At 73.9% G+C, this 18,131-nt stretch carries 15 protein-coding genes; 5 read left to right on the top strand and 10 right to left on the bottom strand.

What is annotated here, in order from left to right:
• Window positions 1–6: 6 nt before the first annotated feature.
• The 3 genes from ABT403_RS01140 to ABT403_RS01150 all read right to left on the bottom strand — a co-directional run bounded on the left by ABT403_RS01140 (window position 7) and on the right by ABT403_RS01150 (window position 3,218).
• Window positions 7–726: a DUF4232 domain-containing protein gene (locus tag ABT403_RS01140; protein WP_344167449.1), complete on the bottom strand. Its 720-nt coding sequence runs from the start codon at window positions 724–726 to the stop codon at window positions 7–9.
• 105 nt (window positions 727–831) lie between these two features.
• Window positions 832–1,752: a formylglycine-generating enzyme family protein gene (locus ABT403_RS01145; RefSeq protein ID WP_344167446.1), complete on the bottom strand. Its 921-nt coding sequence runs from the start codon at window positions 1,750–1,752 to the stop codon at window positions 832–834.
• A gap of 62 nt (window positions 1,753–1,814) precedes the next feature.
• Window positions 1,815–3,218 carry a sulfatase family protein gene (locus ABT403_RS01150; RefSeq protein WP_344167443.1) on the bottom strand — a complete coding sequence of 468 codons (1,404 nt, stop codon included), beginning with the start codon at window positions 3,216–3,218 and terminating at the stop codon, window positions 1,815–1,817.
• A 356-nt stretch (window positions 3,219–3,574) separates the two neighbouring features.
• On the opposite strand from ABT403_RS01150, the gene ABT403_RS01155 reads away from it, so the two are divergent.
• A complete protein-coding gene (locus ABT403_RS01155; protein ID WP_344167440.1) occupies window positions 3,575–5,641 on the top strand; it encodes a nuclease-related domain-containing DEAD/DEAH box helicase in 2,067 nt (688 codons plus the stop codon).
• 22 nt (window positions 5,642–5,663) lie between these two features.
• Here the strand turns inward: ABT403_RS01155 and ABT403_RS01160 are convergent, their stop codons facing one another.
• From ABT403_RS01160 to ABT403_RS01180, 5 genes are all read right to left on the bottom strand, one after another.
• Window positions 5,664–6,530: a glutathione S-transferase C-terminal domain-containing protein gene (locus ABT403_RS01160; protein WP_344167437.1), complete on the bottom strand. Its 867-nt coding sequence runs from the start codon at window positions 6,528–6,530 to the stop codon at window positions 5,664–5,666.
• Window positions 6,531–6,967: 437 nt separating this feature from the next.
• On the bottom strand, window positions 6,968–8,083 hold the full coding sequence (locus tag ABT403_RS01165; protein ID WP_344167434.1) for an aliphatic sulfonate ABC transporter substrate-binding protein: 1,116 nt from the start codon (window positions 8,081–8,083) through the stop codon (window positions 6,968–6,970).
• Between the two features lie 238 nt (window positions 8,084–8,321).
• Window positions 8,322–8,420 carry a putative leader peptide gene (locus ABT403_RS01170; RefSeq protein ID WP_351647471.1) on the bottom strand — a complete coding sequence of 33 codons (99 nt, stop codon included), beginning with the start codon at window positions 8,418–8,420 and terminating at the stop codon, window positions 8,322–8,324.
• Between the two features lie 138 nt (window positions 8,421–8,558).
• Window positions 8,559–9,017: an RrF2 family transcriptional regulator gene (locus ABT403_RS01175; protein ID WP_344167431.1), complete on the bottom strand. Its 459-nt coding sequence runs from the start codon at window positions 9,015–9,017 to the stop codon at window positions 8,559–8,561.
• 108 nt (window positions 9,018–9,125) lie between these two features.
• Complete coding sequence (locus ABT403_RS01180; protein ID WP_344167428.1) at window positions 9,126–10,331, bottom strand: acyl-CoA dehydrogenase family protein; 1,206 nt, start codon at window positions 10,329–10,331, stop codon at window positions 9,126–9,128.
• A 721-nt stretch (window positions 10,332–11,052) separates the two neighbouring features.
• On the opposite strand from ABT403_RS01180, the gene ABT403_RS01185 reads away from it, so the two are divergent.
• The 3 genes from ABT403_RS01185 to ABT403_RS01195 are packed head-to-tail and all read left to right on the top strand — an operon-like array spanning window position 11,053 to window position 14,629.
• The gene (locus ABT403_RS01185) at window positions 11,053–12,111 is read left to right on the top strand and encodes an NAD-dependent epimerase/dehydratase family protein (protein ID WP_344167425.1); all 1,059 of its coding nucleotides are present in this window, start codon (window positions 11,053–11,055) and stop codon (window positions 12,109–12,111) included.
• Window positions 12,105–13,412: a DegT/DnrJ/EryC1/StrS family aminotransferase gene (locus tag ABT403_RS01190; RefSeq protein WP_344167422.1), complete on the top strand. Its 1,308-nt coding sequence runs from the start codon at window positions 12,105–12,107 to the stop codon at window positions 13,410–13,412. Before ABT403_RS01185 ends, ABT403_RS01190 begins: the two co-directional genes overlap by 7 nt.
• Window positions 13,409–14,629, top strand: coding sequence for an MFS transporter (locus ABT403_RS01195; protein ID WP_344167419.1), 1,221 nt, complete (start codon window positions 13,409–13,411; stop codon window positions 14,627–14,629). Before ABT403_RS01190 ends, ABT403_RS01195 begins: the two co-directional genes overlap by 4 nt.
• A gap of 52 nt (window positions 14,630–14,681) precedes the next feature.
• Here ABT403_RS01195 and glpK read toward each other — a convergent pair whose 3' ends face one another.
• Entirely contained in the window at window positions 14,682–16,199 is a 1,518-nt protein-coding gene (gene glpK / locus ABT403_RS01200; protein WP_344167416.1) for a glycerol kinase GlpK, read from the bottom strand.
• A 38-nt stretch (window positions 16,200–16,237) separates the two neighbouring features.
• Entirely contained in the window at window positions 16,238–17,086 is an 849-nt protein-coding gene (locus ABT403_RS01205) for an MIP/aquaporin family protein (RefSeq protein ID WP_344167412.1), read from the bottom strand.
• A 255-nt stretch (window positions 17,087–17,341) separates the two neighbouring features.
• Here ABT403_RS01205 and ABT403_RS01210 point away from each other — a divergent pair, with 255 nt between their 5' ends.
• Complete coding sequence (locus ABT403_RS01210) at window positions 17,342–18,082, top strand: class I SAM-dependent methyltransferase (protein ID WP_344167409.1); 741 nt, start codon at window positions 17,342–17,344, stop codon at window positions 18,080–18,082.
• Window positions 18,083–18,131 lie beyond the last annotated feature (49 nt).

Raw genomic sequence — 18,131 nt, forward strand, 5'->3', positions numbered from 1 at the left:
GGGCTCCTACCGGAGGGAGTTGAACGAGTCCCGGGCGCTGAAGTGGTACACCCCGACCCTCGGACGGGACACGGCCGCCGGGGTGGCGAGCGGCAGGCTGGTGGCGTCCGCGTTCGGCATGTGCGCGGGGTCGGCCAGGATGTTGATCTCGTCGGCGACCGGCCCGGCGCCCCCCGACGGATTGAGGTCCACGGCCGCGTAGGCGGTGGCCCCCGGGCGCACCGGGTGGGCCGGCGCGCCACCGAGGCCGTCGGGGGGCGTCGCCTGGACACCGAGGGCGGCGCCCTTGGCGCTGAAGCCGACGGCGGGGTGGAGGTCGAGCCCGCAGGTGGCCGCGCCGTTGTTGGTCACCGTCACGACGCGGACCGTCGCCGGGAAGCCCTGCGGCGCGGTGACCTTGACGGTGATGTTCCGCGCGGAACAGGGGTGGGTGTACGCGTAGGAGTCGTCGGTGGCGGCCCCGGCGGCGCCCGTGCCCTTGCCGTCCGGCGACGGGCTCGCTGCGGCGGCCGTCGGGGTGGCGGCCGTCGGGGTGGCGGTGCCGGACGGCGCCGGGTCCGGGTCCGGGCCGGGGGCCGGGGCGGAGCCGGACGGCGCCGGGGCGGGGCTCGTGGCCGGCGGCCCGGCCGCCCCGCCCGCGGAGCCGGAGCCCCCGCAGGCGGTGAGCGCCAGGGCGAGCCCGGCGAGGGTGGCCAGGGCCGTGGTCCGGCTCCGGTGGATGCGCATGAGAGAACTCCCCGTGTCGTACGTGCGGGGCGGAAAGCCGCCCGGGTGTGATCCACTATGACCCGGACGGCGGCCCCGGCACGCACGGCCCCGCCGGTCAACTCGTCACGGGAGGACGGCGGAAGCCCCGACGGGATCCGCCGCCACCCGGAACCCGATGTTCCCCGTCGAACTGTCGGCGGTGTTCGAGCTGCGGGCCGCCACCCGGTAGCGGTTGCAGTAGGAGTCGTGGCAGAGGTACGAGCCCCCGCGCATCGCGCGGGAGGCCTCCTCACCGGGGGTGAACGGGTCCGCGCACCACTCCCAGACGTTGCCGACGGTGTTGTAGAGGCCGAAGCCGTTGGGCCGGAAGGACTTCACGGGGGCGGTGGAGACGTAGCCGTCGGCGGCGGTGTTGCGCACGGGGAACTCCCCCTGCCAGATATTGCACATGTGGCGGCCGCCGGGGGTGAGTTCATCGCCCCAGGGGTAGCGCCGCTGCTCCAGTCCGCCCCGGGCGGCGTACTCCCACTCGGCCTCGGTGGGCAGCCGGGTGCCGGACCAGGCGCAGTAGGCGAGGGCGTCGTTCCAGGAGACGTGGACGACGGGGTGGTTCTGCCGCCGGGTGACGTCCGAGCCGGGCCCCTCGGGGCTGCGCCACGACGCCCCCTCCACGGCCCGCCACCACGGAACGCCCGCCACCGGAGGCGAGACGGCGGCGACCCGGTCGTCGAGGAAGGCGCCGAAGGTGAACGAGAACCCGAAGCGCTCGGCCTCCGTGACGTGTCCCGTGGCCTTGACGAAGGTGGCGAAGGCGGCGTTGGTCACGGTCGTGGCGGCGATCCGGAACGGCCTGACGGCCACCTCGCGGACCGGCCCCTCGGCGTCGGCGGGGAACCCGTCGGGGTCGTCGGTCCCCATCAGGAAGCGGCCGCCGGGCAGCGCGACCAGCTGCCGGGCCACCCGCGAGGGCGCGGCCGCGCGGGGTGGCGGGGCGAGGGTGAGCACGGGGGCGTGGGCGTGGCCGGGGGTGCAGCAGTCGGGCATGTCGGCTCCATGGGACGGGCCCGGCCGGGCACCCCGGGGCGGGGTGTCCGGCCGGCGGGTGATCAGGCGGTGCGGTCGGCGTGCAGCCGGTCGGCCAGGGCGGGGATGCCGAGGGCCTGTTCCTGCGCGGGGGTGGCCCCGTGCAGCAGGTTGGTCAACTGGTAGGGGTCTGCGGCCAGGTCGTAGTACTCGCGGAAGGTGACCTGCCCGGTACCGGACACCGTGCCGCTCGCGTCGGTCCTCAGGTCGTAGTACTCCGTGTACTGCTCGTCCTTGGCGACGTACGAGGACCAGGTCGGGGTCCCGCCGGTGGCCGTGCCCTGCTTCCACCACTCCACCAGCAGGTGGTCGCGGCTGTGGGAGGAGAGCAGGGAGCGGCCGTCCTGGGGCGCGGCGGGGGTGATGCCCGCCGCGTCGAGGAGGGTGGGCGCGATGTCGATGTTGGCGACGATCCGGTCGTCCTGCGTCCCCGCGCCCCGGCCGCCGGCCGGCCAGGAGAGGTAGAAGGGCACCTCGTGCGCCGGGCGGTAGGGCACCGACTTGGCGGTCCAGCCGTGGTCGCCCCAGCTGAACCCGTTGTCGCCGATGTAGATGACCAGCGTGTTCTCCAGCTGGCCCAGCGCCTGGAGCTTGTCCTTGAAGGCCTGCACCGCGTCGTCGACCGAGAGCAGGGTCCGCAGCTGCTCCGCCCGGATGGCCCGGCCGTCGGCGAGGGTGCCGGTGGCCTCGCGGATGTACGGGGGCTTGTCGGCGCGGTCCTCCTCGGGGACGGAGGGGCGGCCGTTCCAGGCCGGTACGGCGGTGTCCGCGTACTTCGCCTCGGGGGTCCGCGGGCCGTGCGAGGCGTACGGGGTGACGTAGGCGAACCAGGGCCGGGTGTCGGTGGCGGCCTTGTCGAGGAAAGCGAGGGTGCGGTTCTTGACGATGGTGGTCGTGTAGCCGTTGATGGTCTGGACGGTGCCGTTGACGTTCCACTGGGCGTCGACGTACGCGGGCTGGAGGAGGGCGAACTCCTCGAAGTGCGGCGGGTTGTCCGCCAGGGTCCAGGAGTTCAGGTACTTGCCGAACAGGCCGGTGCGGTAGCCCGCCTGCCGGAGGTACTTCTGCACGGTGGTGCTCTGGTCGAGCGCGTGCGCGGCCTTGTTGTTGCGGACGCCGTGGTTGTGGGCGTGGCGTCCGGAGAACACGCTGGAGCGCGAGGGGGCGCACAGCGGGGTGGTGACGTGCCCGTGCGTGAACTTCACGCCCTGGTCCGCGAGCCAGGCCACGGTCTTGGGCAGGGCCCACTCGGTGTGCTTGGGCTGGTCGTCGGTGACGATCAGCAGGATGTTCGGACGGCCTGCGGCCGCTGCGGGACCGGCCGCGGCGACCTGTGCGGCGGCGGGGACGGCCGTGGCGGCCGCGACGGCCGCGGCGCCGCCGAGGAAGCCCCGGCGGCTCACCGGGTGTCGTCGGTTCTCGCTCATGCTGCTGTTCCTCCTGGATGCGAAGGCGCGCGTGGGCGCACGGCGGGGGCGCGGTGCGCGGGGGAAGAGGCGGGAGCCGGGCGCGGAGGCCGGTGGGGGTCCCGGTGGGGAGGGCCGAGGGGCGCGGTCAGCGCGCCGGTGCGGCCGTACAGCGGGCGCCGGACGCCGGCCCGTGGTCGACGTGGCGGCGCGCGGCGGGGATTCCTGCTGCCATGGCGACGAGCGTAGGCGCGGCGGAACCCCGGTTCCATGTACGGCGGATGAAATGACGGACCCCGCCGTGCCTCCGCACGCGCCCTGCCTTCCCGTCCCGTTCCGGCCTATGCTCTCTGCTCCGCGTACGAGGGGGGCTCGGTATGGGGACGTTCGGGACGGCACCGCGAGGGGCGCAGGAGGAGCGGCGCCGGGAGCGGCTGCTCCGGGAGGACTGGCAGGCCGCCCGCCGGCAGGCCCTGCGGTGGACGGACGCCGGGGAGGACGGGCAGCGGATCCTGGCGCGGTTACTGGTCCTGACCGCGCGCGGATGGCGGTTGCTCGTGACCCGGCGGTGGCCCGGGACGCGGGCCCCGGGGGCGGACGTGCTGCTGGTGGGGCCCGGGGGCGTCTTCGTCATCGACGTCACGGCCGGCGACGAGCCGAGGGAGGAGCGCGCGGCCGCGCTGCTCGCCGGCACGAAGGCCGCCGAGAGCGCGGTGGCGGCCCTCGGGATGTCACCGGTGGCGGTCCAGCCGGTCATGGTGCTCGCCGGGCGGAGGGCCCCCACCGAACGAGGCCGGATCCTGGTCCTGGGAGAACAGGAGGCCGGCCCCGTGCTGCTGGCGCAGCGGAACCGGCTGCGGCCCGCGTCGGTCCGGGCGATCGCCGACCACCTGGAGCGGATGTTCCCGGAGCACGAGGGCGCGTCGGTGGACCGGCGCGCGCACGCCGCGTCCGGGCTCCCGCGACACGGCGTCCCGGAGGGGCTGTTCGACCTTCAGGGGTTGCGGGACCAGCCCCTGAAGGAGGCCATGGGGGCGCCGATCGAGCAGTGGATGACCTTCCTCCACCCCGATCAGGTGGGCCTCGTGCGCCGGGACTGGGGCGGCCCCGCACGCATCAGCGGACCCACGGGCACCGGCAAGACGGTCGTCGCCCTGCACCGGACGGCCCACCTGGCCCGGCGGACCACGGGCCGCCTCCTGTACGTCACCTTCGCCAACAACCTGCCCCGGGTACAGGCCACCTTCTTCGAGACCATGGCCCCGGCCGTCGCGGGCCGGGTGGAGTTCAGCAGCCTCCACTCCTGGGCGCGGACGTTCCTCCAGGAGCGGGGCGTACCGGTGCGGCTGAACAAGGACAAGGCCGACACCGCCTTCGGCCTCGCCTGGAAGGACGTCGGCCGCGAGGGCCCGCTGGCCCGGATCGACCCGGCGCCCGGCTACTGGCGCGAGGAGATCGACTACGTCATCAAAGGGCGGGGCCTGACCCGTTTCGAGGAGTACAGGACCGTCCCCAGGCGACGGCGGAAAGTGAGCCTGAGCGGTACGCAACGGGAAGCCGTGTGGGAGCTGTACGAGGCGTACGCGTCACAGCTCCGCGAGCGTGACGTCCACGACTTCAACGACGTCCTCGCCCTCGCCCTCGCCGAAGCGGCACGCCCCCGCGAGCGGCCCCCGTACGCCGCCGTCATCGCCGACGAGGTCCAGGACCTCACGCTCGTCGGCGTACGGCTCCTGCACGCCCTCGTCGGCGACGCCGCCAACGGCCTGCTGCTCGTCGGCGACGGACAGCAGAGCGTGTACCCGGGGGGCTTCCGGCTCACCGACGCGGGCATCGACATCCGGGGCGACCGCGGGCAGGTGCTGCGCACCAACTACCGCAACAGCGGCCGGATCCTGGACGCGGCCCTCACCCTCGTGGCCGACGACTCCTTCGAGGACCTCGACGGAGTGCGCACCCCCGGCCGCCGCGACGTCGACCTCACCCACCACGACGGGGACGTCGTCCGCGTCACCGGGGCCACGGCCGACGCCCACGACGGCGAACTCGTGCAGGCCCTGCGCTCCCTGCCCGCCGGAGCGCTCGCCGACACCGCCCTCCTGTGCCCCTCGGCGGGCGGCGTCTCCCACTACCGGCGGCTGCTGGAGCGGTCGGGCGTCCGCGTGTGCCCGCTGGAGCGTTACGACGGCCGTCCCGTGGACGCGGTGAAGCTGGGCACCTATCACCGGGCCAAGGGGCTGGAGTTCAAGAACGTCTTCCTGCCCCGGTACGACGCGGGCATCGCCAACGGAGCGCAGGCCGGCGGGACGCCGGCCGGCACGCAGAGCCCGCAGAGTGCCCTGGAGCGTGCGGAACTGCTGCGCAGCGGGCTCTTCGTGGCGATGACCCGGGCACGCGACCTGCTGTGGCTCGGCAGCGTCGGCGGCCGGGCGGTGCCCGCGTGACACCCGCGTGACGCCCCTGCGGTCAGGGCCCGGTGACGGCGGCCGGGCCGGTCACCCGCTCCGGCCAGTCCACGATGCGCACCGCCGCCCCGGCCGCCTCCTCGCCCCGGCACTGGGCGTGGTGGCGGCGGGCGACGGCGTCGAGGTCGAGGTGGGGCGCGAAGGCCGGATGCGCCGCCAGCCGCCGGGCGTAGGACCACAGACGCGGGTGGTCGGTGAGGCGGTACACCGCCTCCGCGTCCAGGTGCCAGCGGTGCACCGTGTCCAGCTGGACCAGGGTCACCCACAACTGCACGTCGGCGGAGGTCAGTTCATCGCCCAGGACGTACGGGGCGAAGGCGAGCCGCCGGTCCAGCGCGCCCAGTGAGCGCAGCAGGACGGCGAGAGCCGTCTCGCGCACCGCCGGGTCGGTGCCGGAGCGGCCGGCGCGCTGCGCGGCCGCGCTGACGCCCTGCTCGCAGAGCCGGCCCACGGCCTCGATCCGCCGGTCGGCGCCGTCCGGGTGCAGGCGAAGGCCACGGGTGTCGAAACGGCGTCCCAGGTCTTCGAGGATGTCCGGGGCGTGCGTGCTGACGATGCGTCCGGTCCAGTCGTCACTGAGCACCGGGGCCGTGGCCGGTCCGGGGTACAGGTGCGCGCTGGCCTGGTACAGCGGGCGCAGCGCCAGGTGCCCGCCGTCGGGTGCGTCGGGCACGGCGGGCAGCGGGGTCACCGGGAGGGCCTCGTCCAGGCCGAGCAGACCGTGGGTGATCGCGATGCGCAGACAGGACGGCCCGGAGGGCGAGAGGTGCAGCCGGTAGCGGTGCGGGACGGCCGGGTAGCCGCTGCGCGCGTCACGGCCGATCCTGCTGCGGAAGGACGGCACGGCTTTCGGGGAAATGGCGGACATGCGTCTCCCTGGGGGTGCTCGTTCACGGGCGTGCGAGGAGGACGGCCGGTGACGGCTCCGGTACGGCCGGGACCGGCGGATGCGTGCGCGGAAGGTCAGGGACGGGGCGCGGGGCCGCCGTGGTGCGGGGGATTCGCCGCACTGCACACGCGCAGGAGGTCGATGTGGCGGCGGGAGGTCAACAGGGGGCGCGGCAGCGGCGGTACGGCGGTGCGCCCGCCGTCGGTGCCGTGGTTCCGCGCAGAACAGCCCATGATTCCCTACCGGTTCACCAGGATTCGCCGTTCTGGAGTCTCGGCCGGAGCCCGGGCGCTGTCAAGACCGCCGTGCCGCCCGCACGGCGGGCGCCGGCCGGTGTCCGCCGCGCACGGCGGCACCGGCTCCGTGCGGGGCCGTGCCCCGGGAGCCGGTGCCGCCGTGCCGGGCGTGACCGGGTGTTACTTGGTGCCGAGGCCGCCGTCGGAGACCTCGGGCTTGCCGGCGGTCTTGAGGACCTTGTTCAGCAGGGTGAGGTCGTAGATGCCGGTGAGGTCGGGCTTCTCCAGGAGCTTGGCCTTCACGGCCCAGTCGGACTCGGTCTTGAGGGTGGAGGCGAGGGGGTCGTCGGTGACGAGGATGGACTGCCAGGCCGGGTCGAGGATCTTGGCGTCGAGTTCCTTGCCGCTGTCGGCCTTGAGCTTGGCGTTGGCGGAGGCCTTGGCCTTGTCGGGGTTGGCGTTGATCCACTCGTTGGTCTTGACGGTGCCGCGCAGGACGGCCTCGACGACGTCGGCGTGTTCCTTGAGGAACTTCTGGGACACGATGATGTTCGTGATGACGAACTTCTTGTCGGGCCACAGGGAGGTTTCGTCGAGGAGGACGGAGCCGCCGTCGGAGACGAGCTTGGAGGCGGTGGGCTCGGGGACCCAGGCGCCGTCGATGGAGCCCTGCTTGAAGGCGTCGGGGGTGACCTTGTTGTCGGTGCGGACGACGGAGACGTCGCCCTTGCCGGACTCGGGGTCGACCGTCCAGCCCTTCTCGGAGATCCAGTTGAGGAACGCGATGTCCTGCGTGTTCCCCTTCTGGGGGGTGGCGATCTTCTTGCCCTTGAGGTCGTCCAGGGTCTTGATCTTGTCCGGGTTCACGACGAGCTTGACGCCGCCGGAGGCGGATCCGGAGATGATCCGCAGGTTGGAGCCCTTGGACTTGACGTAGCCGTTGATCGACGGGGAGGGGCCGATGAAGCCGATGTCGAGGGAGCCGCCGTTGAGGGCCTCGATCTCGGAGGGGCCGGCGTTGAAGGTCTGCGGCTTGATCGCGGTGCCGCCGAGCTCCTTGGCGATGAGGCCTTCCTGGAGGCCGACCAGGGCGGTGGCGTGGGTCAGGTTCGGGAAGTAGCCGATGCGGACCTCGGACGCGGAGAGCTTCTGGCCGCCGTCCGCGCTGGCGCCGGCCGCCTTCGGCTCGTCCTCCTTCTTCGCCTCGGAGCCGTAGCCGCAAGCGGTGAGGAGCAGGGGGAGCGCGGCGGTGACGGCGAGGGCGCGGAGGGCGGTGAGCGATCTTGCGGCAGACACGGAGGTGTCCTTTCGGGGGATGGGTGGTGGGGACGTGCGTACGGGGACGTGCGGGTGGTGGGCGCCGGAGGCCGTCGGTGCGCGGGGCGCCTGCTCCCGGCCGGGTTCGGCGGGATCGCGGTGGCACGGGAACGGCGGGCCGTCGGGCGGCCGGGGGAGGTGTCCGCCCGGCGCGGGGTGCGGCCGGCGCGGAGCCGGGGCGGTGTTCCGCCAGGGGCCCGGCCCGGTGAGGAGGGTGTCAGGAAGGCTGACAGATGGCGCTGGACGTACGGACCAGATCGATGTGCCGGCGGGAGATCAGGGACGGCGTCCGGTCCGCACGATGTGGTGCGCGCATGATCGCCTCCCTTGGATTCCTAGTTTTCCCACCTGGTTGGTAGGCATATTGGCAGACGGGGGCACCCGCCCCAAGAGGCTGACCACATACTGGACGCCGTCGTCTCGCAGACTGGGAAACCGCAGGTGGATCAGGGTGTCAGGGGTTGGTCCAGGCGCCCGGGGTGTGGGCCAGCGCGGACACGTCGGCGGGCAGGTCCGCCGAGGCGACGTCGGCGAGGGAGACCCCGTCGAGGATCTCGCGCACGTTGGCCCGCAGCGCGATCCACAGGGGGAGCAGCGCTTCGGCGGGGCCGGTGTAGGAGAGGTCCGGCGGGCGGACCCCGCGCACGGAGACGAGCGGTCCGTCCACGACGCGGATGATGTCCGCGATGCTGATGGTCCCGGCCGGCCTGGCCAGCCGGTAGCCGCCGTTGCCGCCGCGCTGGCTGAGCACGAGGCCGCCCCGGCGCATGTCGCCCAGGATGCCCTCGAGGAACTTGTGCGGGATGTCCTGTGCCTCGGCGATGGCCTCGGCCTTCACCGGGCCGTCGTCCTGGGACGCGGCGAGCTGCAGCGCGGCACGTACCGCATAGTCCGCCCTGGCTGAGATCCGCATGCGGACATTATCCCGTACGGCTCCGGCCGCCGTCCCGCACGGGTGGCCCCGGCCGCCGGGCTCGTGCGCGGCCCCGGCCGCCGCCACGGCCGCCGGGGCCGCGCGGCGTCAGCGGAAGGCCGCCGCCACGGCGCGGTGCGAGCCGTTGAGGTAGTGCTCGCCGATGGAGCGCAGGCGGTGCGCGACCGGGCGCTGGGAGGTCAGGACCCGGGCGTTGCGCCAGAACCGGTCCAGTCCCGGGGCGTCGGCGAACTCCAGTACCCGGGCGGTGACGTGCAGGGCGGCCTTCGACGTGACGGTCTCGGCGGTGGCGACCAGGGCGGCGACGCCCGCCGCCTCCTCCGCGTCGAGTCGCGTCCCGGCGTCGAGGGCCTGCGCCGTCACCTCCGTCGCCCGGTCGACGACGGCGGTGGCCGTCTGGGCCGCGGAGGCGAGCTCCCCGTAGGTGAGGAAGAGGTCCGGGTCCTCGCCGGGCAGCCGGTGCGCCCGTCCGCTCCGGCTGAGGTCGCGCGTCTCGACGAGGGCGCCCTCGGCGATGCCGAGGCCCACGTGGCACAGGGCCAGCCGCAGCGCGGGCTCGGCCAGCGCGGTGAAGGGCGCGGCCGTCTCCTCGTCGCGCGGGCGGCGGCCCAGCACCTGCCCGGCCGCGACGGCGACGCGGTCGAGGACCACCTCGCCCGCGCCGGCGGCGCGCTGGCCGAGGCGGTCGCGGGCGGGTTCCAGGCTCACGCCCCGGGTGCCGGGCGGGATCCGTACGACCAGGACGTCACCGGTCGCCGTGCACACGGCGTCCAGCACGAGCTGGTCGGCGGTGGTCAGTGCCGTGTCCAGGGGGCGGCGGCCGTCCAGGACGTAGCCCGTGGTGCGCGGCCGCAGTGTCAGGTCCGGCCGCTCGGTGTCGTCCTGGGGTGCGGGGGCGCGCACCGAGCCGGTCCACAGCCACTGCTCGCGCACCGAGTCCTCTTCGAGGGCGGCGGCGCGCTCGTCGGTCGCGTAGAAGCGTCCGCTCCACGCGTGGACGTAGTGGCGGGCCAGCAGCTCGCCGATGGCGCTGTCGGCCGCGGAGACCTCCCGTATGACGGCGCATCCGGTGCGCCAGTCCGTGCCGCGGCCGGAGCGGGGCGGGGTGAGGGCGGCCGGCAGGCCGGCCTCGCGCAGCCGGGCCGACTCGTCGGCCGGCGGCTCGCCCGCCTGGTCGCGGGCTATGGCGTCCGCCGCCAGGTCGTCCGCCACGTCGCGGGCGGTCCGCAGCAGCGCGCGCCGCCGGGTGGCGGAGGGCGAGGGGCCCGCGGTGCCCGGGGTCGTCGTCGGCACGGGCGTCACCGGCGTGCCCGGGCGCCGCACCGGGGCGCGGGGGTCGGGCGGAGGGCGCGTTCGGCGGGCACGGTGGTGGTCATATCGGCTGCTCCGGGACGTTGTCGGGTGGTGCCCGCCGGCCGCCGGGAGGCGTGGGCGGTGAACGGGGGCTGGGGCGGGGCCCTATCCCCACTTTTCCCATCGGATTGATAGGAATACTTGCCCGGCCCGGCCGTCTGCAAGACCGTGACCGGATCGCGGACAGCGTGGTCCCGCCATGTGAGACGCGCCGTCAGGGCCCCCTCCGCCTTGGGGAGTTCGGCCCGGCGGCGGCCGCGTGCGGCGGGGCCGAGGTCAACCCCGTCGAACCGGCCATCCGGGATCTCCCGCCGCAGGGCCCGGCACCCGCTTCCGGTTCGGGCGGAATGCCTCCGTCCGGGCTCGGCCGTCGCCGAAACAGACCGGCTCCGCTCTTCTCGCCCCCGAGCGGCCGTCCGGCGGACGGTCTCGGCCAGTTCGCCCGGCACCCCTTGCGCCGCCGGGGAGGACGCGTGGTCAACTGGTCGGGCCGTAACCGATCAGGGGCGTGAGCACCGCGGGTCCGGGCCAGGGTTGAACGGCACCGCCGCACCGGGCACCACCGGGTGCCCGCCGGCCGGTGCGCCCCGGGTGACCTCCGGTCAGTGCCCGTCCGCGCCCGCCGCCGCCCCCCTCGCCCTGACCCCCGAACGGAGCGATCGTGCACCACGGCCCCGACATCCCCGAAACCCCCTACGAAGAAGTGGCCGTCACCGGCGGAGCCGGTTTCGTCGGCCGCCACCTCGTCACCGCCCTCAGCCTGCTGTCCCGGAAGGTCACCGTCGTCGACCAGGCCCCCCTGCCCCCCGGCCTGGAAACCCTGCCGGGCGTCTCCCACGTCCGCACCGACCTGTGCGACTACGGCGAGACCCTCCTGGCGCTCCAGGGCGCCGACGCCGTCTTCCACCTGGCCGGCAACGCCAGCGGCACCGAGTCCGTGGCCGATCCCCGCCGCGACTTCCGCCTCAACGCCCTCGGCACCTGCAACGTCGGCAACGCCTGCCTGGAACTGGGCGTGCGCCGCCTCGTCTACCTCTCCTCCGCCATCGTCTACGGGACCCCGAGCCACAGCCCCATCCGCGAGGACGACCACCCCACCCGGCCCTTCCTGCCCTACGGGGCCTCGAAGCTCTCCGGCGAACTGGCCCTGCGCAGCCTGTACGCGACCGCCGGACTGCCCGTGGTCATCGGCCGGTCCTTCGTCGTCTACGGCCCGGGCGAGGACCCGCGCCGGGCCGGCGGGGAGGTCTCCCAGTTCCTGCGCTGGCACCTCAACGAGCGGCCCATCCCCGTGGTCGGCGACATCGACCGCAAGCGCCGCGACTTCATCCACGTCGAGGACCTGTGCCGGGCCCTGCTGACCCTCGCGGCACGCGGCGCCGACGGCGAGACCTACAACCTGGGCACCGGCACCGCCGTCTCGATGCGCGAGCTGGCCGGTGCGGTCGGCGCGGCCACCGGCCGCCCGGCCCTGCTGGACGCCGACACCTCCAGCCTGGCCGACAGCTTCACGCTCCTGGCCGACGTCACCCGCCTGCGCGGGCTGGGCTTCACCCCGCGGGTCACCCTGGCCGAGGGGCTCACCGGCCTGGCCGCCCTGCTCGGCCCCTTCCCCGAACTGCCCACCGCCAGGGCGGTCTTCCGCCGCGAGGCACCGGCCCGCCGCAGGCTCACGCCACCCGCCGCCGTCGGGGCCCGTGAGGAGGCCGGGACGTGCTAGCCGTCGACGGGGGCTCCCCGCTGCTCGCCGGGAACGGGCCGGCCCCCTGGCCGCAGGTCCTCGACGCCGACCGCAAGGCTGTGCTCGACGCCCTGGACCAGGCGACCCCCTGGCACTGGCCCATGCGCACCGTCACCGAACTGGAAGCGGCATGGGCCGAGTTCACCGGCATGCCGTACGTCCTCGCCGCCAACTCCGGCACCGCGGCCCTGCACATGGCGATCGCGGCCGCCGGCGTCGAGCCCGGCGACGAGGTACTGGTGCCGGCCGACACCTTCCTCGCCTCAGCCTCCTGCGTGCTCCAGGCCAACGCGATCCCGGTCTTCGTGGACACCGACCTCGCCACGTTCAACATCGACCCCGCCCGGATCGAGGAGCGGATCACCGACCGCACCCGGGCCGTCGTCGCCGTGGACCTCAACGGCCTGCCCGCCGACCACGACGCCCTGCGGGCGGTCACGGACCGGCACGGGCTCGTCCTCATCGAGGACGCCTCCCAGGCGCACGGCGCCGAGTACCGGGGCCGCCCCGTCGGGTCCCTCGGCGCGATGAGCGGCGCCAGCCTGAACGGGTCCAAGACCCTCTCCGCCCTCGGCGAGGGCGGCCTCTTCGCGACCCGCGACGAGGAACGGCACCGGCTGGCCCGCCGGGTGCTGATGTTCGGCGAGGAACTCCCGGGCCAGAGCCGCGACTACAACGCCCGCATGATGGGCTGGAACTACCGCATCGACGTCCTCGCCGCCGCCTTCGCCCGCTCCCAGCTCACCCGCCTGCCCGAGATGTCCCTCGTCCGGCAGGCCAACGGGGCGGCCCTGACCCGGGCCCTGGAGGGCGTCCCCGGGATCCGCACGCCCGTCGTCCCCGAGGACCGCACGCACGTCTACTTCTTCTACCCGCTCCTCGTACGGCCCGAGGAACTCGGCCTCGACGACCTCCCCGTCGCCGCCTTCCGCGACGCCCTCGCCCGCGCCGTGAACGCCGAAGGACTGGGCATCATGCGCTGGCAGCCCCAGCCGGTCCCCGGCCAGACCCTGTTCCGGGAGATGCGCGGCTACGGCCGGGGCTGCCCCTGGAGCTGCGGACACGCCCGCCCCGGACACCACTACGACCCGGCGGAGTACCCCGTCGCCGAGGAGGTCTGCCTGCGCCGCCTCGTCCTGGGACAGAGCTTCAGCTCCTTCGGCCCGCCCAACGACACGGCGACGATGCGCCGCTACGCCGATGTCCTGTACAAGGTCCTTGTCGAGGAACGCGAGGGACTGATCGCCCTGACCCGGCGGACGGCCGACTCGGCACGATGACGGACGGACGGAACCGGATGCGCGACGAGCCCGAGACCCTGGGCGGACACGCCCCGGCCGCCTGCCGCCACGGCGGCCGCAGTCCGCGGACGATGCGGCTGGCCGTCGGCACGGTCTTCTTCGTCACCGGGGCCGCCTTCGCCACCTGGGCCGCCCGGGTGCCCGCCGTCCAGAGCCGGCTGGACCTGTCCGCCGGGGAACTGGCCGTGGCCCTCGTCGGCCTGAGCGGCGGCGCCTTCCTCGGGCTCCCGCTGGTCGGCGGCCTGGTGTCCAGGTACGGCAGCCGCACGGTCCTGTGCGCGGGCATGGCCGCCTACCTGGGCGCCCTGGCGAGCCTGCCCCACGTCCCGGACCTCGCGGTGCTCACGGCGGCCCTCGCCCTGTTCGCCTGCGGCAACACGGCCGTCGACGTCGCCATGAACACCCAGGGCGTCCTCGTCGAACGGGCCTACGGCCGCCCCGTCCTCGGCGGCTTCCACGCCATGTTCAGCCTCGGCGGCATCACCGGCGCCACCGCCGGCGGACTGGCCGCCTCCGCCGGGGTCGGCATCCGGGCGCACTTCACCGTGGCGGCCCTCGTCCTGCTGGTGGTGGCGGGGGCCGCGGCCACGGCCCTGGCCCCCGACCCGCCGGGGGCCGGGGGCCGGGGCAGGCCGGACCCCCTGCTGGCCCTGCCCGGGCCGGGCCTGTGGATCCCCGGCCTCGTGGCCTTCTGCGCGCTGATGGGGGAGGGCGTGGTCAACGACTGGGGCGCGGTGTACCTGAAAGAGGAGACCGGCGCCTCACCCGGCGCGGCGGGCCTGGGGTACGCCGTCTTCTCGGCGGGCATGGTCATCGGCCGGCTCACCGCCGACCGGCTGCGGGCCCGCCTCGGCACCGTCCGCTTCACCCTGCTGTGCGCCCTGCTGGCGGGGGCCGGGGCCCTCATCCCGATCCTCGCCCCCACGACGCAGGCGGGCTTCGCCGGCTACGCCCTGCTGGGCCTGGGCATGGCCGCGGTCATCCCCCTGGTCTTCGCCCACGCGGCCGCCCTGCGCCCCGAACGCACCGGCTCCTCCATCGCCGCCGTCTCGGCGGTCGGCTACGTCGGCTTCCTCGCGGGACCCCCGGTGATCGGCGCCCTCGCGGAGGCGACGACCCTGCGGTGGGCGATGCTGGTGCTGCCGGCGCTCATGGCGGTGATGGCGGCCCTGGCCCCACGCCTGCGGCGCACCTGACCCCACGGCCGGACGGCCGTGGGGTCAGGTGGGCGGGCCGGCAGGGGTGCGGCTACTCCACCTTGGCCCAGTCGAGGGTGCGCTCCACGGCCTTCTTCCAGCCCGCGTACCCCTCGGCGCGCCGCTCCTCGGACCACTGCGGCTCCCACCGCTTCGACTCCTGCCAGTGGGTGCGCAGTTCGTCCGTGTCCTGCCAGAAGCCGGTCGCCAGGCCCGCGGCGTAGGCGGCGCCGAGCGCGGTCGTCTCGGCGACGACCGGACGGCTGACCGGGACCCCCAGCACATCGGCCTGGATCTGCATGCACAGGTCGTTGGCGGTCACGCCGCCGTCCACCTTGAGCACGTCGAGGTGGACGCCGGAGTCCTGCTCCATGGCCTCCACCACGTCGCGGCTCTGGTAGCAGATGGCCTCCAGGGTGGCCCGCGCCAGGTGGCCGTTGTCGTGGTAGCGGGCCAGGCCGACGATCGCGCCGCGGGCGTCGGAGCGCCAGTACGGGGCGAACAGGCCGGAGAAGGCGGGCACGAAGTAGATGCCGCCGCTGTCCTCGACCGCCGAGGCCAGGCGCTCGGTCTCCGCCGCATCGGTGATGATCTTCAGCTGGTCGCGCAGCCACTGCACCGCGGAGCCGGTGACGGCGATCGACCCCTCCAGGGCGTAGACCGCCGGCTGCCCCGCGAACTGGTACGCGACGGTGGTCAGCAGGCCGTGCTGCGAACGCACCAGCTCGGTACCGGTGTTGAGCACCAGGAAGTTGCCGGTGCCGTAGGTGTTCTTGGCCTCGCCCGGCGCGTAGCAGACCTGGCCGACCGTGGCCGCCTGCTGGTCGCCCAGCACCCCGGTGATGGGGATGGCGGCGCGCAGCGGCCGGGAGGTGCGGGCGTGCCCGTACGCCTCGGGGTGGGAGGAGGGGTTGATGGACGGCAGCATCGACCGGGGCACGCCGAAGAAGCCCAGCAGCTCGTCGTCCCAGTCGAGGGTCTCCAGGTCCATCAGCATGGTGCGGCTGGCGTTGGTGACGTCGGTCGCGTGGATGCCGCCGTCGGGGCCGCCGGTGAGGTTCCACAGGACCCAGCAGTCGGTGTTGCCGAAGAGGGCGTGGCCCTGCTCGGCGGCCTCACGGACCCCGTCGACGTTCTCCAGGATCCACTGGATCTTGCCGCCGGAGAAGTAGGTCGCCGGCGGCAGCCCGGCCTTGCGCCGGATCACCTCGCCCCGGCCCGAGCGCTCCAGCGCCGCCGCGATGGAGTCGGTCCGGGTGTCCTGCCAGACGATGGCGTTGTAGTAGGGGCGGCCGGTGCGCGGATCCCAGACGACGGTCGTCTCCCGCTGGTTGGTGATGCCGATGGCCGCCAGGTCGGTCGCGGAAAGGTTTCCGTGCCGCAGGGCGTTCTGGATCACGGAGTTGGTGCGCTCCCAGATCTCGACCGGGTCGTGCTCGACCCACCCCGAACGGGGCAGGATCTGGGAGTGCTCCAGCTGGTGCCTGGCCACCTCGTTGCCCGCATGGTCGAAGATCATGAAGCGGGTGCTGGTGGTGCCCTGGTCCACTGCGCCGACGAAGTCAGCCATGGGGTGCCGCCTCTCTCGGGTCCGCTGTGCGGATCGGCTCAGCTCTCGTCCGGTGTCGGTACCCGTCCGGGCGGTTCCGGCTCGGCGGTCGGCAGGAACCGGCCGATGAAGAACTTGTACAGACCCGCTCCCAGCAGAGCGCCGATCAGCGGACCGACGATCGGGACCCAGAAGTAGAAGTGGCCGTACTGGTCGCGCCAGGCTCCGCCGTAGCCGGTGAGGAAGCTGGCCAGCCGGGGCCCGAAGTCGCGCGCCGGGTTGATGGCGTAGCCCGCGTCGGTGCCGAAGGCCATGCCGATGGCGACCACGATCAGGCCCACGATGAACGGGCCGAGGTTGGCGCCGGGGGGCGTGTTGAGCAGGTCCGTCACCGCGAGGATCAGCAGGAGCAGGATCGCGGTGCCGATGATCTGGTCGCGCAGCGCGCCCCACTCGGTGACCGGCAGGTTCGGGTTGCCGTTGGCCGGGAGGGTGGAGAAGACGCCCTGCGTCTTGATGGTGTGGGTGGGGTCCACCTTGGCCAGCGCCTCGGAGTAGTTCCAGCGCACGATGAGCGCGGCCACGAAGGCGCCGGCCGTCTGGGCCAGTGCGTAGGGGGCCACGTGTTTCCAGGGGAACCCCTTAAACGCGGCCAGGGCGACGGTCACCGCGGGGTTCAGGTGGGCCCCGCTCAGCCTGGCGGCCACGTAGACGCCGAGGGTGACGCCGAGGCCCCAGGCCCAGGCGATGCTGTCGTGGTTCCCGAGGCCGCCGGGCGGATTCGTGAGGCCGCCGCCGGCGACCACCTGGGCCACCACGCCGACACCGAAGAGGATGAGGATCATGGTCCCGGCGAATTCCGCCGAGAGCTCGCCGATCAGGCCCGACTTCTTGAGCCGCTCAGCCATGGGTGCCCTCTTCCCGCCGGCCAGGGACCGGCCGTCGACTGCCCCGAGTGCTCTAGCGACATCGTAAGTCCGGCCGGGTGATCGGGCGCGGGGAGACGGCGACGGCGCCGTGGCTCGTTGGAGTCATCTGGGCGAACTCCCCGTGATCTTCGTACGTTCCACCAGTGCGAACTCCCGCCGCCGGGGCAGGAGACTCTCCACCGAGGGCCGCGGCTCGTCATGGGAGCCGACGCCGCAAATCGAGGGGGAACCACGATGAGTGGTCAGTTGTACGACGGTATCGGGGAAGCGTTCGAGGGATTCAAGACCCTTCCCCTCATCCGCTACGGCGAGGTGCCGAGCTTCCTCGCCCTGGTGGGTGACGTCACGGGCAAGTCCGTGCTCGACATCGCCTGCGGTACCGGTTTCTACAGCCGGGAGCTCAAGCGGCGCGGTGCGTCCCGCGTCTTCGGCTTCGACATCTCCGGCGCCATGGTCGACGCGGCCAAGGGCCTGGAGGCGGCCGAGCCCCTGGGCATCGACTACGAGGTCGGCGACACCGCCACCCTGCGGGAGTTCGACCAGCCGTTCGACGTCGCCGTCGCCGTGCAGGCGTTCAACTACGCGGCCGACGTGGCCGAGGTCGAGCGCATGACGCGCAACATCCGCCGCAGCATCGTGCCCGGTGGCGGGTTCTACCTGTTCGTGCAGAACCCGGCCTACGACTTCGACGGCCCGTCGCTCGAGAAGTACGGGTTCCTGTTCGAGGGCACCGGCAAGGACAACGAGATCGGCAAGGGCATCCGCCTCACCGCCCTGCTCGACCCGCCGGTCTCCTTCGAGGCGGTCGTCCCGTCGCGGGAGACCTACGAGTCGGCCCTGGCGGCCGCCGGGTTCACCGGCGTCGAGTGGGTCCCGCTGTCGGTCTCGGCCGCCGGCGTGGAGAAGTTCGGCGAGGAGTTCTGGGCGGACCACGACGGCAACCCGCCGCTGACGATGATCCGCTGCACCGCCTGACGCGCACGGGGGCGGGGCCGGCCGGGCCCCGCCCCTTCCGGGCCCGCTC

This window comes from Streptomyces sp. NPDC000075 (assembly GCF_040301925.1).
GTDB classification, from domain to species: domain Bacteria; phylum Actinomycetota; class Actinomycetes; order Streptomycetales; family Streptomycetaceae; genus Streptomyces; species Streptomyces polychromogenes.

Excerpts from the sequence above, each read along its gene's own strand:
- ABT403_RS01170 (WP_351647471.1), bottom strand. The coding sequence starts at position 8,420 with ATGCGCGCACCACATCGTGCGGACCGGACGCCGTCCCTGATCTCCCGC.
- ABT403_RS01155 (WP_344167440.1), top strand. The coding sequence starts at position 3,575 with ATGGGGACGTTCGGGACGGCACCGCGAGGGGCGCAGGAGGAGCGGCGC.
- ABT403_RS01210 (WP_344167409.1), top strand. The coding sequence starts at position 17,342 with ATGAGTGGTCAGTTGTACGACGGTATCGGGGAAGCGTTCGAGGGATTC.
- ABT403_RS01175 (WP_344167431.1), bottom strand. The coding sequence starts at position 9,017 with ATGCGGATCTCAGCCAGGGCGGACTATGCGGTACGTGCCGCGCTGCAG.
- glpK (WP_344167416.1), bottom strand. The coding sequence starts at position 16,199 with ATGGCTGACTTCGTCGGCGCAGTGGACCAGGGCACCACCAGCACCCGC.
- ABT403_RS01150 (WP_344167443.1), bottom strand. The coding sequence starts at position 3,218 with ATGAGCGAGAACCGACGACACCCGGTGAGCCGCCGGGGCTTCCTCGGC.
- ABT403_RS01195 (WP_344167419.1), top strand. The coding sequence starts at position 13,409 with ATGACGGACGGACGGAACCGGATGCGCGACGAGCCCGAGACCCTGGGC.
- ABT403_RS01205 (WP_344167412.1), bottom strand. The coding sequence starts at position 17,086 with ATGGCTGAGCGGCTCAAGAAGTCGGGCCTGATCGGCGAGCTCTCGGCG.
- ABT403_RS01160 (WP_344167437.1), bottom strand. The coding sequence starts at position 6,530 with ATGTCCGCCATTTCCCCGAAAGCCGTGCCGTCCTTCCGCAGCAGGATC.
- ABT403_RS01145 (WP_344167446.1), bottom strand. The coding sequence starts at position 1,752 with ATGCCCGACTGCTGCACCCCCGGCCACGCCCACGCCCCCGTGCTCACC.
- ABT403_RS01140 (WP_344167449.1), bottom strand. The coding sequence starts at position 726 with ATGCGCATCCACCGGAGCCGGACCACGGCCCTGGCCACCCTCGCCGGG.